The organism is Scopulibacillus darangshiensis, assembly GCF_004341035.1.
Lineage (GTDB): Bacteria > Bacillota > Bacilli > Bacillales > Sporolactobacillaceae > Scopulibacillus > Scopulibacillus darangshiensis.
Genome location: NZ_SLXK01000002.1, coordinates 204,772 through 217,134, shown reverse-complemented (window position 1 = coordinate 217,134; position 12,363 = coordinate 204,772). Strand labels below are relative to the sequence as shown.

Genomic DNA, 12,363 nt, shown 5'->3' with positions numbered 1-12,363 from the left:
GAAACATGCTGCAAAAGTTTGGTTTTTCACAATATGAAAGTCAAGTGTATGAGGTTTTGGCATCAAGTATCGAACCGTTGGATACCACGATGATTGTCAGGCATTCGGGTGTGCCGAAAGCGAAGATCTACGAGGTATTAGCCCGGCTCACTGATAAAGGGATGGTGATGGACTCGGTATCCGATAAGAAAAAGGTGTATGCCGCGTTGCCGCTGAATCTAGTGGTTGAGAAGCTAACTAAAGAGTTTCAGTCAGACATTGAAAAATTAAAAGCCGAGACAGTCAAAAGATCCTTTGCTGATGACCGGGTTTGGAGCTTGAAGGTGGATACATCGATCCGCGCGCAATGCAAGCAGCTTATTGAACATGCGGAAAAATCAATTCGGCTGTCGGCATGGAACGATGACTTTATTGAATACCAACAACTGCTGGAGGAAAAGGAAAGCGAAGGGTTGTTTATTGAAACATTAGTTGTAGGGGAGATCAGCACCTCGCTTAAAAATTGTCATAAACTTATTCCTAATGAACAACATGATGCATTAGAGAGGTTTCAGCTCATCATTATTGATGATCTGGAAATCATTTTTACCGGGCTCGAAAATCAGTCTTGGCAAGCAATGATGACCAAATCCCCGTCCTTCGTGAAGTTTTTCACCGAATTTTTCTATCATGATGTCGCCTTAGCGACAATAACATCAAAATATTATGATCTCTTTATGAATGATGAAGAGATTAAGCAAATCCTTATGAAGCTTAAATACTAAAAAAGGAACCGCCGTGGGCGGTTCCTTTTGTGTTTGCCATTATTTTTTCGTTGATGCTTCTAGCGCCATCACAATCATGTCATTGAAGGTTGTCTGACGTTCTTCAGCGGATGTTTCTTCGCCGGTAAAGATGTGGTCGCTGACGGTAAGAATGGTCAGCGCGTTAACACCATATTTCGCCGCAAGAGTATATAGGGCTGTCGTTTCCATCTCAACCGCTAATACACCGTAGCTTCCGAGTTTCTTGACGATATCCATGCTGTCACGGTAAAAAACGTCTGATGTCAGAACGTTGCCGACACGAACTTGCAAGCCTTTTTCCGCTCCAGTATCATAAGCTTTTTTCAGCAAATCGAAATTGGCACAAGGTGAGAAGTCAAAGCCGGGAAACGTTTGGCGGTTTGAGTTGGAGTCTGTACAAGACGTCATTGCCAAAATGACATCACGGACTTTCACATCATCTTGAATGCCCCCGCAGGTGCCGACCCGGATAAGATTTTTCACACCATATTCACGAATCAATTCATTAACATAAATTGAAATGGAAGGAACGCCCATGCCGGTACCTTGCACGGAGATCCGCTTACCCTTATATGTTCCAGTAAACCCTAACATTCCGCGAACGTTATTGTAACATGTCACATCTTCCAAAAACGTTTCCGCAATGTATTTTGCCCTGAGCGGATCACCTGGCAATAAAATTGTTTCAGCTATGTCGCCTTTTTTGGCACCAATATGCACACTCATTAATATTCCTCCTCATTGATCTTTTGATATTTATTTTAAATAGAATATCAAACAATACTCATATTACACATTGTTTGCAGGTAAAATCAATTCGCTTGAAGCTCTTGATCAGCGGCGGGTTCTGCAGCTGAGGGCCTTGTAAGGGAAAAAACGGCACAGAAAAACGCTAACAGAACAAAAGCACTTCCGACCCAAGCATTATAATGCACTGAATAGCTTTCGACAACAATGCCGCCAATCGCCGATCCTAATGCAATGCCGAGGTGAATAGCGGTTGTATTCAGCCCCATCTGGATATCGGATGTTTCAGGAGCTGCCTGGATAAGGTAATTTTGCTGTGCAGGGGAGATTGCCCAGCTCAACATGCTCCAAAGAATCATGACTATCGTAAAAATATAAATCGACTGGGCTGTCAGGGGCAGAAGGACCAATGCAACGCCAAAGCATGCGACGATGGATAAAATGCTTCTGGCCGTACCAAATTTATCACTGGCCCAGCCGCCAACCCCGCCGCCCATAACAGCAGCAACCCCAAAGATAAAATAGAACAAGCTGACCAATACGCCGTTCAAACCCATCACGTTTTTCAGATAGGGTGTAAAGTAAGCATAAAGCGTCATATGACCGGTCAACATGAAAAAGGAAATCATTTGTGCGCTTAAGATTTTCTTGTTTTTAAGCGTTGCCAGCTGTTGTCCCAACGGCACAGCCGGTTTTGGCGGTATCTTTGATAAAAAGAACGAGACACCGATGATTGAAATGACTGTAAGGACGGAGATCAATATAAAAGGAGCCTGCCAGCCAAAGTTAGCACCAAGCACCATGCCAATTGGCACACCTAATACCAGTGATCCGCTGATTCCCATAAAAATAATCCCAATAGCACGCCCTCTATACGCTGGTGTTGTCACAGCCGCCGCCATTGTCAATGACAGAACGACAACGAGGGAGCCGCTTGCCGCGGTAAGGATCCTTGCTGCCATCAACCAGGTGTATGTTGGACTTACCGCGGCCAGAATATTCCCAATCAGGAAAACAAATAATGTACAAATATAAAGTTTCTTGCGTTCGAACTTAGATGTTACAGCCAAGAGCGTCGGTGCAGCCAGTGCAAAGACGAGAGAATAGACTGTGATCAGCTGGCCAGCTGCACTTATGGATACGTGCAAATCATTAGATACGAGATCTAAAACACCGCCGATAATAAGCTCGACAGTCCCTGCCACAAAGGAGGCAATCGCCAGGATGTAAACTCTAAAATTCAAGTCAGCACCTCCAAATCTCTTTTTATAGTTACCACTATAATAGTAACCTAATGTTAAAAATGAGACAAGGGGTTAAAAAATTTATTTAAAAACACCTCCGCTAAAGGGGAGGTGCCTCATCCTAATTAATCAAAAGAGATATCAAGAATGGCGTCTATTTTCAGCAGGTGCTTTCGATCTGCGGCATCGATGATTTTCAATTGGCGGGTTACTTCGTTAATGGTTTGAATCTGTCCTTTCAGCGCTTTGTAAGCGCCGTGTTCAATATAGGTGAAACGGACAGCTAAATCGTGATGGAGGGCCTCATACACAGCGAGATTGAGCTCCTCATTCTTTTGCTCATCAAGCGCCGGCTGTACGGCACGCGGATGCTCCTCTTCGTCCTGCCAATCTCTAAGCATTTTCACATGCTCTGGAAGCATGAGGGAAACCCACTTGATCGAACCCCGATCCTGTACCATGTCGTCACCTTCTTTAAATGTTTTGGGAATGTATGTTCTTATTTTATGCCAACCAAAACATTTTATGCAACGTTAAACTTTTCCAGGCAATTGAAAAAGCTCCCCGATTAAGGGAGCTCCTTTTGGCTTGTGATTATTTACTTTCAACACCATCTAGATACCCGCGGACATCTTCGGGTGTTTTGGCATTGGCGCTGTGCAGGTGCCCTTTCTTCTCGCCATTTTGGAATACTAGCAGGCTTGGGATGCCCATGACTTCATATTTTTCGGCAAGCTCGGGAAAGTTGTCACGGTTAACATCAAACCATTCAAATTTATAATCCTTAATAATATCATCGATGAACATGTCGAGGCGTTTGCAGTCAGGGCACCAGCCAGCCTCAAATTTGACTACAATCGGATCAGAGCTATTTATTGCTTGTTCAAAAGCTTCATTTGTTTCAATTGATTTCATCTTGGTCATCTTCCTTTCGAGATTATGCTATCCTTTATAATCCCATCATAGCAAAAAATGAATCATGATAAAAATTTCCTGATTTAAGATCCCCGGGATTTGAAGAGCTGGCCACCGCTGCTCCGGCACAGGCTGCAATGATGCTTTTTTGTCCTTAATAAGTTAACCCTTCTGTTTAATATTTTCGCGCAAATGATAGATTTTGCTGTCCAGCGGTCTTGACATATATGGGGCCACAAGATCCACAGCACTCACAACTTTCTCAATATTTACCCCTGTCTCAATTTCCATTTCCGCAAGCATGAAGAGCACATCTTCAGTCGCAACATTCCCGCTTGCCCCCGGTGCGAACGGGCAGCCGCCGAGTCCGCCTGCCGAGCTGTCGAAACGGCTGATGCCGGCTTCAAGACTCGCATAGATATTAGCAAGAGCCATCCCGCGGGTATTATGAAAGTGGCCGGTCAAGAGAACGCTTTCAGGAAGAGACGGCTTAAGGACTGTAAATAGCTCGTGAACATGCTTCGGGTTAGCCATGCCGACCGTATCGGCAACACTCAGTTCATCAACCCCGTATGCCGCAAATGTTTCACAAAGCTTTACCGTATCCTCTATAGAAACTTTTCCTTCATAGGGGCAAAAGAAAGCTGTTGAAATGCAGGCGCGGACAAATTTGCCGTTTTCTTTTAAATCCCGGATCAAAGGCTTTAACTCGATCATGCTTTCTTCCGTGGTTTTATTAATATTTTTCTTGTTAAAGGAATCGGACACACCAACAAACACAGCGATGTGACCCGCCCCTGATTGATAAAATCGCTCCACACCCTTTTGGTTTGGTGCGAGGACAAAATTACGGCGCTTATCCAAGCAGTGTTCTAAAACAGCTTCGGCATCCTTCATTTGCGGAACCCATTTGGGTGAAACAAAAGAGGTCAGTTCCATTTCTTTAAGACCAGCATCCTTTAAAGCATTAATGAATGCGATTTTTACTTCGGTCGGAATCAAGCTTTTTTCATTTTGCAGGCCATCGCGCGGACCAACTTCAATCATCGTAACTTCTTTGGGCAGCGACATTTCGGTTCCTCCTTATGGGCAGTTTACCAAATATAAATACATACAGTTCTATTTTATCGGTTCGCAAATGAAATCACAATTCAAGGACCTTTCATTTTAATATTTTTAAATTAAAATGAAAAATAATATTTTTTTTAGTATCATAATAGGTGTAAGCGTTTTATTTCTATAAAGGAGGACTATTCATGGCAAATAATGATGTTGTTATTGTCAGCGCTGTAAGAACAGCGATTGGTCAATTTAACGGATCACTTGCGGACGTAGCTGCACCCAAGCTCGGAGCCATTGTGATTGAAGAAGCACTGGGGAGGGCCGGGGCTAATAAAGAAGAGGTCGATGAAGTCATTATGGGAAATGTCCTTCAAGCCGGTCTTGGGCAAAATCCGGCACGTCAGGCTTCCATTCAGGCGGGGCTGCCTGAAACAGTCCCGGCGATGACGATCAATAAGGTTTGCGGATCCGGACTTAAAGCGGTTCATCTCGCTTCTCAAGCCATCATGCTTGGTGACGCTGACCTAATCGTTGCCGGCGGTATGGAGAATATGACCCAGGCACCTTACTTACTTGATAAAGCGCGTTCGGGATATCGGATGGGTGATGGCAAACTGATTGACAGCATGATCAAAGATGGCCTTTGGTGCGCCTTTAACGATTATCATATGGGTGTCACTGCAGAAAACCTTTGTGACCGCTATGAATTAACAAGAGAAGAACAAGATGCTTTTGCGGCTGTCAGTCAGCAAAAAGCAGTTAAAGCAATTGAAGAAGGCGTCTTTGAAGATGAGATCGTCCCGGTCACCATTCCACAAAGAAAAGGTGATCCAGTTGTGTTTAAAGTTGACGAACATCCAAGAAAAGGAACAACTGCAGAGGGACTTGGCAAACTGCGCGCCGCATTTAAAAAGGAAGGCAGTGTCACGGCAGGGAATGCTTCAGGAATTAACGACGGAGCAGCGGCGTTCGTGCTTATGAGCAGGAAAAAAGCAGAGGAAGCAGGTCTCAAGCCGCTTGCGGTAATTAAAGCTAATAGCAACGGTGCTGTTGATCCAAGTGTGATGGGGATCGGTCCAGTGCCGGCGGTAAAAAAAGCGTTGGAAAAAAGCGGCTTATCAATGGCTGATTTGCAGCTTATCGAAGCCAATGAAGCCTTCGCGGCCCAGTCATTAGCAGTCGGCAAGGAGCTTGAAATTGATCCATCCATTTTAAATGTTAACGGCGGGGCCATTGCACTCGGTCATCCAATCGGTGCGAGCGGGGCCAGAATCCTCGTCACTCTTCTGCATGAAATGAACCGGCGCGGCGTCACATATGGCTTAGCAACATTGTGCATCGGCGGCGGACAAGGTGTTGCGACGATTGTTGAACGAGAAGAAGTATAACCGAGGAGAGGAGCAGAATAAATGAAAACAATATGCAATAGTTTTGAAGATGCGATTAAAGACATTAAGGACGGAGCTACACTCATGGTCGGGGGCTTCGGGCTTGTCGGTATACCAGAAAATTTAATAAAAGCACTCGCAGCATCAGGAGTCAAGGATCTCACTGTCGTTTCAAACAACTGCGGTGTCGATGACTGGGGGCTCGGCCTTTTACTGAGGAACAAACAAATAAAGAAAATGGTCGGCTCCTATGTTGGTGAAAATAAGGAGTTTGAAAGACAGGTCCTGGCGGGGGAGCTTGAGGTTGAGTTAATTCCTCAAGGAACTTTGGCAGAGCGGATTAGAGCCGGCGGTGCAGGCATCCCGGCGTTCTATACCCCGGCTGCCGTTGGAACACCATTAGCCGAGGGGCGGGAAGTAAGAAGTTTTGATGGCAAAGAGTACCTTCTTGAGTATGGCATGACCGCTGATTTTAGTCTGGTCCGCGCGGCAAAGGGCGATAAGATGGGGAATCTCATTTATAACAAGACAGCACGCAACTTTAACCCAATGATTGCCACAGCGGGGAAAGTCACTATTGCGGAAGTTGAAGAGCTGTTTGAGACAGGTGAGCTGGAACCGGACCTTATTCATACACCAAGCATTTATGTTCAGAAATTGGTTAAAGGTGAGCAGGAAAAACGGATTGAACGTCTGACCGTCAGTCAATAACAGTATATTTATAAAGGGAGGTTGTTTTTAAGATGGTTATGGTAGAAGATAAAGCCAAAAAACGCGAACGCATTGCACGCCGGGCGGAAAAGGAAATAAAAGATGGTTATTATGTGAATCTCGGCATTGGTATGCCAACAATGGTGGCCAACTACATTTCCGATAATAAAGAAGTTGTTCTGCAATCAGAAAACGGGTTGCTTGGCATCGGCCCTTTTCCGGAAAAGAATGAGGTTGATCCGGACTTGATTAATGCGGGCAAAGAAACCGTCACAGCAACCAAAGGGGCGGCTTATTTTAGCAGTGCGGAATCTTTCGCCATGATCCGGGGCGGGCACATCAATTTGGCCATTCTCGGGGGTATGGAGATATCCGCTAAGGGCGATTTAGCAAATTGGATGATTCCAGGCAAAATGATTAAAGGTATGGGAGGTGCCATGGACCTTGTGCACGGCGCCAAAAGAATTATTGTCATCATGGATCATGTCAATAAGAACGGTGCCCCCAAAATCCTAAATAAATGCTCCTTGCCGCTGACTGGGAAAGGTGTCGTTAACCGGATTATTACAGACCGGGCCGTGATTGACGTGACTGAACAAGGACTTAAACTTGCCGAAGTCGCAAAAGGCTGCACTGTTGAAGAGGTGATCCAATCAACAGAGCCTGAACTAATCATCCCTGACGATGTTGCTCTTGATGCTTTTTAAACATTAAGGATTAGGAGAGGGGACTAATGCTAAAAAAGATAACAGCAGCTTCAAATAAGTTAATGGAACGGTATCTGCCAGATCCGTTCCTCTTTGTCATTCTTTTAACGTTTGTCGTCTTTATCTTTGGAATTATTATTACCGGCAGCTCCCCGGTTAAGATGGTATCTTATTGGGGCGGCGGCTTTTGGGGTCTGCTCGCTTTTTCCATGCAGATGGTGCTCATTTTGGTCACTGGCTATGTTTTGGCAAAAAGCCCGTTGTTTCAGACCCTTCTGAAAAAAATGGCTGGCAAGGTGAACAAACCTGGGACAGCGATTATCGTCGTCACGCTCGTATCCTTATTAGCAAGCTGGATCAATTGGGGCTTTGGATTGGTCATCGGAGCGTTATTTTCAATTGAGCTTGCCAAAAAAGTAAAAAATGTTGATTACCGGCTGTTAATTGCCAGTGCCTATTCCGGTTTCCTTGTATGGCATGGCGGCTTGTCGGGTTCCATTCCTCTTACGATTGCAACACCGGGCCATTTTGCCGAGAAAATGATTGGTGTTATTCCAACCTCCCAAACCATTTTTTCATCCTTCAATTTGGCCATTGTCATTGCATTATTCATTGTTATTCCAATCATTAACCGTCTGATGCTGCAAAAAGACCACGGCTATGCTATTGATCCTAAGCTCCTTGAAGAAACGGAGACCGCTGCTGTCCTTGATCAAGCAGATGCAAACACTCCCGCCGAAAAGCTTGAAAACAGCGTATGGCTTTCTATGATCATCGGATTATTAGGCATTGCCTTCGTCATCTATTACTTTGTCAACGGTTCAACATTAAATATTGATGTCGTTAATTTCGCCTTTTTGTTTGTCGGCATTATCCTGCACAAAACGCCAAAACGCTATCTGGCAGCCGTTAAAGAAGCTGTGACCGGAGCAGGCGGCATTATTTTGCAGTTTCCATTTTACGCAGGGATTATGGGAATGATGGTTGACTCTGGCCTTGCGGCACAATTATCAGAGTGGTTTGTTCATATATCCAATGCTTTTACCTTTCCGTTATTTACGTTCATCAGCGCAGGGATCGTGAATTTCTTTGTTCCTTCTGGCGGAGGACAATGGGCGGTTCAAGCTCCCGTCATGCTTGAAGCGACCAAAGCCTTAGGTGTTGATCCAGCGAAAACGGCGATGGCCGTCGCCTGGGGTGATGCCTGGACGAATATGGTCCAGCCGTTTTGGGCGTTGCCGGCTTTGGCAATTGCAGGGTTGAAGGCCAAAGACATTATGGGCTTTTGTCTTATTGTCCTTGTTGTCGGCGGTGTGATTATAGGCGCGGGGCTATTACTCTTATAAAAGAAGGTGAATCAAATGGAAAAAGTCTATTTGCTTGATGGGGCAAGAACAGCTTTTGGCGGTTTCGCCGGGTCGTTAAAAAATGTGAGCAGTACCGACTTGGGTGTGACGGCTTCCAAAGCAGCACTGGACAAAGCAAAAGTTGATGCCAAGGATATTGAGCAGGCTGTATTTGGCAATGTCATACACACAAGTACAAGCGCAGTCTATCTTGCCAGACACATTGCTCTCTATAGCGGTGTTCCCCAAGAAAAACCGGCATTGACGGTAAACCGTTTGTGCGGATCAGGCTTGCAGGCTGCCATCTCTGCCGCACAAAGCATGATGCTGGGCGAGGCACAGACGGCTCTTGTCGGCGGCGCGGAAAACATGTCAATGAGTCCGCACGCTGATTTTAAAACGAGAGCAAACGGTGCTAAATTCGGTTCTGTCGTCCTAGAGGATATGCTGCTGAACACGCTGACAGATGCTTATACCGGTGTCGGTATGGGCATGACCGCAGAGAATTTGGCACAGAAATATGATATTTCCCGTAAAGAACAGGATGAGTTCGCTTACCTTAGTCACATGCGTGCGGCAGAAGCTCGTAACAACGGCCGTTTTGCAAAGGAAATAACACCGGTTTCCACCAAAAAAGGCCTGGTAGATAAGGATGAGCATATACGGGCGGGCACGAGTGCTGATCAACTGGTATCTTTGAAACCAACCTTTAAAAAAGACGGGACGGTTACCGCAGGGAACTCAAGCGGTATTAACGATGGGGCGGCAGCGCTGGTCCTGGCTTCGGACCAATTTGTTAATGCAAGAAACCGACAACCACTTGCTGAAATCGTCTCATGGGGGATCGCCGGTGTTGATCCTAATTATATGGGCATTGGCCCTGTACCGGCAATCAAGCAAGCCCTAAGCCGTGCGGGGCTGCAGTTATCTGACATCAGCCTGATAGAAGTAAATGAGGCTTTTGCTGCACAATATCTTGCTGTTGAGAAAGAGTTAGGGCTTGACCGCGATATCACGAATGTTAACGGCGGAGCGATCGCCTTAGGACACCCTGTCGGAGCAAGCGGTTCGCGAATATTGTTATCGTTAGCTTATGAATTAAGGGAACGCGGCTGCCGTTACGGATTGGCCAGCCTATGCATAGGCGGCGGTCAGGGGATCGCCATGATTATCAAAAATATGAATGAATAAAATGAATGCCGCCCACATTTTTTGGGCGGCATTCTTCACCTATGCTGTTTATAAGTGTTAGCTTTTGATAAATTGTGAATGGCTTTTAATTCATCCGAAGATAATTCCGGTGTATTAACCGTATTAACATTCTCAAGTAATTGGCTTTCTTTGCTTGCACCAGGTATAGCTGATGCAACAGCCGGGTGGGATAGACAATAGCGTATGGCTGTTTGTGACAAAGAGCGATTTGGATCTGAAGCTTTCTTATACTCACCGAACAGTTGCTGCAGCTCATCTTTGTTGTAATCCAGAAAGCCTCGATCAGATATTTTGTCTAAGCCGCCGTCTGATAGGATCCCCTTGGCCACAGGCCCCCGGGCTATCACACTAATATTGTTTTCTTTCAGAAGAGCAAGCATCTCTTCCTCAGGCCGGCGGTCAAGAATGCTGTATTGCATTAATACGGATACTATCGTTGATCTCTTCACATATTCCCGGATAACATTCGGCCGTATCGAGCTAATGCCGTAATGCCGTATCACACCTTCTTGCTTTAATTCTTCAAAAGCATCTATTGTTTCATCAATAGGGTCATCGATCGTGCCGCCGTGTAATTGGTAGAGATCGATATAATCCGTCTTAAGACGCATAAGACTCTTTTTTACAGCTTCTTTAATGTATGCCTTGGACGGATCCCAATACCAGCCGTCACGGCCCGGCTCCCAATGGTTGCCCGCCTTTGTTGTCAGAATGACCTTTTCTCTTTTCCCTTTTAATGCCTTGCCAAGCACTTCTTCAATGCGGCCGAAATCATACAAGTCAGCTGTGTCGATAAAATTAATGCCTTCATCAATCGCCTTTTCAACAAGATATATCGCTTCTTTTTCATTTTGCGGAAGCGACATTGAGCCAAATCCTATTTCACTTACATAAAGATCGGAAGAACCAAGCTGATTTTTGTTCATCATTTTCCTCCTTTTTTTCACTATTATAATTATAAAAGAAATGAGCCTGCAAAGTCGATCGGAAGGGGTCGTGTTTGTTAGTTAATAAGAAAGTATGAACTTTCTTACGCACATAAGTGCAACTAAGGTTTTCGCCATAAAGGGCTTGGCGAAAAGCCAAGTTTTCTTTATCCTTTAATGAGAACGAGTAAAATGAGGTGTGAAAATGAAAAGATGTGAATGGGTGACAGATGAGCCAATTTACATAAGCTATCATGATAAGGAATGGGGAAGACCCCTTTACGACAGCGATAAATTATTTGAAATGTTGTGTCTTGAGGGCATGCAGGCCGGACTTAGCTGGATCACTATTTTAAAACGAAGGGAGAATTACAGGCAGGCCTTTGATCATTTTCAAGCGGATGTCATTGCAAAATACACCGAGGAAAAGGTGAATCAGCTATTACAGGACAAGGGCATCATCCGCAACCGCCGCAAAATTGAGGCAATCATCAACAATGCAAAAGTATATCTCGAGGTCAGGAAGGAATACGGAAATTTCAGTGATTATATTTGGTCATTCGTGGATGGCAAGCCCATTATTAATGCTTATGAAAAACATGAGGACGTGCCGGCTTTCACCGAACTGTCCAAGGCAATGAGTAAAGATTTAAAGAAACGCGGATTTAAATTCGTCGGTGAAACGATTTGTTATGCTTTCATGCAGGCGTCTGGGATGGTCAATGATCATCTTATTGACTGTTTTTGCTACAATGACATTAGAAAGGACGAGGACTTTGACTGATTTAAACGAAAAGACGATTCAATCCAAAACGATTTACGAGGGAAAAATCATTAATCTTAAAATAGAAGATGTAGAGCTTCCAAACGGGCATACCGGACGTCGGGAAATCATAGAACATCCGGGAGCGGTGGCTGTCATTGCAAAAACAGCGGAAGACAAGCTTGTTTTAGTCAAACAGTTTCGCAAACCGCTTGAGAGGACAATTTTCGAAATTCCAGCCGGAAAACTGGAAAAAGGCGAGGATCCACGGGAATCCGCCATCCGCGAACTAGAGGAGGAAACGGGTTACCGCTGCAACGAGCTTCAACATCTTGTTTCTTTCTATACATCACCAGGTTTCGCAAACGAACTGGTGCATATTTATTTTACAGATTCTCTAATTCAGGGTGAGCGTCACCTGGATGAGGACGAATTCTTAGAAAACTGCGAGGTTGATTTGAATAAAGCCCTTGAAATGATTCGTGACCGACGTATTTATGATGCAAAAACGGTCTATGCTGTACAGTATATGCAGCTCTTATTTTCAAAATAAAAGG

At 44.9% G+C, this 12,363-nt stretch carries 13 protein-coding genes and 1 pseudogene; 8 read left to right on the top strand and 6 right to left on the bottom strand.

Translation table 11 applies throughout. From position 1 onward, the window contains the following. Window positions 1-5: 5 nt before the first annotated feature. Window positions 6-764 carry a TrmB family transcriptional regulator gene (locus tag EV207_RS02865; protein WP_132743429.1) on the top strand — a complete coding sequence of 253 codons (759 nt, stop codon included), beginning with the start codon at window positions 6-8 and terminating at the stop codon, window positions 762-764. Window positions 765-803: 39 nt separating this feature from the next. Here EV207_RS02865 and deoD read toward each other — a convergent pair whose 3' ends face one another. The 5 genes and pseudogenes from deoD to EV207_RS02840 form a co-directional block, all read right to left on the bottom strand. Next, window positions 804-1,511: a purine-nucleoside phosphorylase gene (gene deoD / locus EV207_RS02860; protein WP_132743427.1), complete on the bottom strand. Its 708-nt coding sequence runs from the start codon at window positions 1,509-1,511 to the stop codon at window positions 804-806. Between the two features lie 86 nt (window positions 1,512-1,597). Beyond that, a pseudogene (locus EV207_RS02855) lies at window positions 1,598-2,811 on the bottom strand (MFS transporter). Window positions 2,812-2,901: 90 nt separating this feature from the next. Beyond that, a complete protein-coding gene (locus tag EV207_RS02850) occupies window positions 2,902-3,237 on the bottom strand; it encodes a YolD-like family protein (protein WP_132743424.1) in 336 nt (111 codons plus the stop codon). A gap of 133 nt (window positions 3,238-3,370) precedes the next feature. Next, a complete protein-coding gene (locus tag EV207_RS02845) occupies window positions 3,371-3,691 on the bottom strand; it encodes a thioredoxin family protein (protein ID WP_132743422.1) in 321 nt (106 codons plus the stop codon). A gap of 162 nt (window positions 3,692-3,853) precedes the next feature. Then, window positions 3,854-4,762, bottom strand: a complete 909-nt coding sequence (locus EV207_RS02840; protein ID WP_132743420.1) for a hydroxymethylglutaryl-CoA lyase — start codon at window positions 4,760-4,762, stop codon at window positions 3,854-3,856. Between the two features lie 185 nt (window positions 4,763-4,947). On the opposite strand from EV207_RS02840, the gene EV207_RS02835 reads away from it, so the two are divergent. The 5 genes from EV207_RS02835 to EV207_RS02815 are packed head-to-tail and all read left to right on the top strand — an operon-like array spanning window position 4,948 to window position 10,096. Then, complete coding sequence (locus tag EV207_RS02835; RefSeq protein WP_132743418.1) at window positions 4,948-6,141, top strand: acetyl-CoA C-acetyltransferase; 1,194 nt, start codon at window positions 4,948-4,950, stop codon at window positions 6,139-6,141. Window positions 6,142-6,162: 21 nt separating this feature from the next. Beyond that, complete coding sequence (locus tag EV207_RS02830; protein WP_132743416.1) at window positions 6,163-6,852, top strand: CoA transferase subunit A; 690 nt, start codon at window positions 6,163-6,165, stop codon at window positions 6,850-6,852. A 38-nt stretch (window positions 6,853-6,890) separates the two neighbouring features. Next, window positions 6,891-7,559 (top strand): CoA transferase subunit B, encoded by a 669-nt coding sequence (locus tag EV207_RS02825; protein WP_132743599.1) that lies wholly within the window; start codon window positions 6,891-6,893, stop codon window positions 7,557-7,559. Between the two features lie 26 nt (window positions 7,560-7,585). Continuing rightward, window positions 7,586-8,905 carry a short-chain fatty acid transporter gene (locus EV207_RS02820; RefSeq protein ID WP_132743414.1) on the top strand — a complete coding sequence of 440 codons (1,320 nt, stop codon included), beginning with the start codon at window positions 7,586-7,588 and terminating at the stop codon, window positions 8,903-8,905. Between the two features lie 15 nt (window positions 8,906-8,920). Further along, window positions 8,921-10,096, top strand: coding sequence for an acetyl-CoA C-acetyltransferase (locus EV207_RS02815; RefSeq protein ID WP_132743412.1), 1,176 nt, complete (start codon window positions 8,921-8,923; stop codon window positions 10,094-10,096). A 35-nt stretch (window positions 10,097-10,131) separates the two neighbouring features. On the opposite strand, the gene EV207_RS02810 is transcribed toward EV207_RS02815, so the two are convergent. Beyond that, a complete protein-coding gene (locus tag EV207_RS02810) occupies window positions 10,132-11,043 on the bottom strand; it encodes an aldo/keto reductase (protein WP_132743597.1) in 912 nt (303 codons plus the stop codon). A gap of 205 nt (window positions 11,044-11,248) precedes the next feature. On the opposite strand from EV207_RS02810, the gene EV207_RS02805 reads away from it, so the two are divergent. Together EV207_RS02805 and EV207_RS02800 are read left to right on the top strand one after the other, a co-directional pair. Then, window positions 11,249-11,827, top strand: coding sequence for a DNA-3-methyladenine glycosylase I (locus EV207_RS02805; protein WP_132743410.1), 579 nt, complete (start codon window positions 11,249-11,251; stop codon window positions 11,825-11,827). Then, window positions 11,820-12,359 (top strand): NUDIX hydrolase, encoded by a 540-nt coding sequence (locus EV207_RS02800; RefSeq protein ID WP_132743408.1) that lies wholly within the window; start codon window positions 11,820-11,822, stop codon window positions 12,357-12,359. Before EV207_RS02805 ends, EV207_RS02800 begins: the two co-directional genes overlap by 8 nt. Window positions 12,360-12,363 lie beyond the last annotated feature (4 nt).

Bases quoted from the DNA above. Each gene is read 5' to 3' on its own strand.
- EV207_RS02865 (WP_132743429.1), top strand. From the start codon at position 6: ATGCTGCAAAAGTTTGGTTTTTCACAATATGAAAGTCAAGTGTATGAG.
- deoD (WP_132743427.1), bottom strand. From the start codon at position 1,511: ATGAGTGTGCATATTGGTGCCAAAAAAGGCGACATAGCTGAAACAATT.
- EV207_RS02850 (WP_132743424.1), bottom strand. From the start codon at position 3,237: ATGGTACAGGATCGGGGTTCGATCAAGTGGGTTTCCCTCATGCTTCCA.
- EV207_RS02845 (WP_132743422.1), bottom strand. From the start codon at position 3,691: ATGAAATCAATTGAAACAAATGAAGCTTTTGAACAAGCAATAAATAGC.
- EV207_RS02840 (WP_132743420.1), bottom strand. From the start codon at position 4,762: ATGTCGCTGCCCAAAGAAGTTACGATGATTGAAGTTGGTCCGCGCGAT.
- EV207_RS02835 (WP_132743418.1), top strand. From the start codon at position 4,948: ATGGCAAATAATGATGTTGTTATTGTCAGCGCTGTAAGAACAGCGATT.
- EV207_RS02830 (WP_132743416.1), top strand. From the start codon at position 6,163: ATGAAAACAATATGCAATAGTTTTGAAGATGCGATTAAAGACATTAAG.
- EV207_RS02825 (WP_132743599.1), top strand. From the start codon at position 6,891: ATGGTAGAAGATAAAGCCAAAAAACGCGAACGCATTGCACGCCGGGCG.
- EV207_RS02820 (WP_132743414.1), top strand. From the start codon at position 7,586: ATGCTAAAAAAGATAACAGCAGCTTCAAATAAGTTAATGGAACGGTAT.
- EV207_RS02815 (WP_132743412.1), top strand. From the start codon at position 8,921: ATGGAAAAAGTCTATTTGCTTGATGGGGCAAGAACAGCTTTTGGCGGT.
- EV207_RS02810 (WP_132743597.1), bottom strand. From the start codon at position 11,043: ATGAACAAAAATCAGCTTGGTTCTTCCGATCTTTATGTAAGTGAAATA.
- EV207_RS02805 (WP_132743410.1), top strand. From the start codon at position 11,249: ATGAAAAGATGTGAATGGGTGACAGATGAGCCAATTTACATAAGCTAT.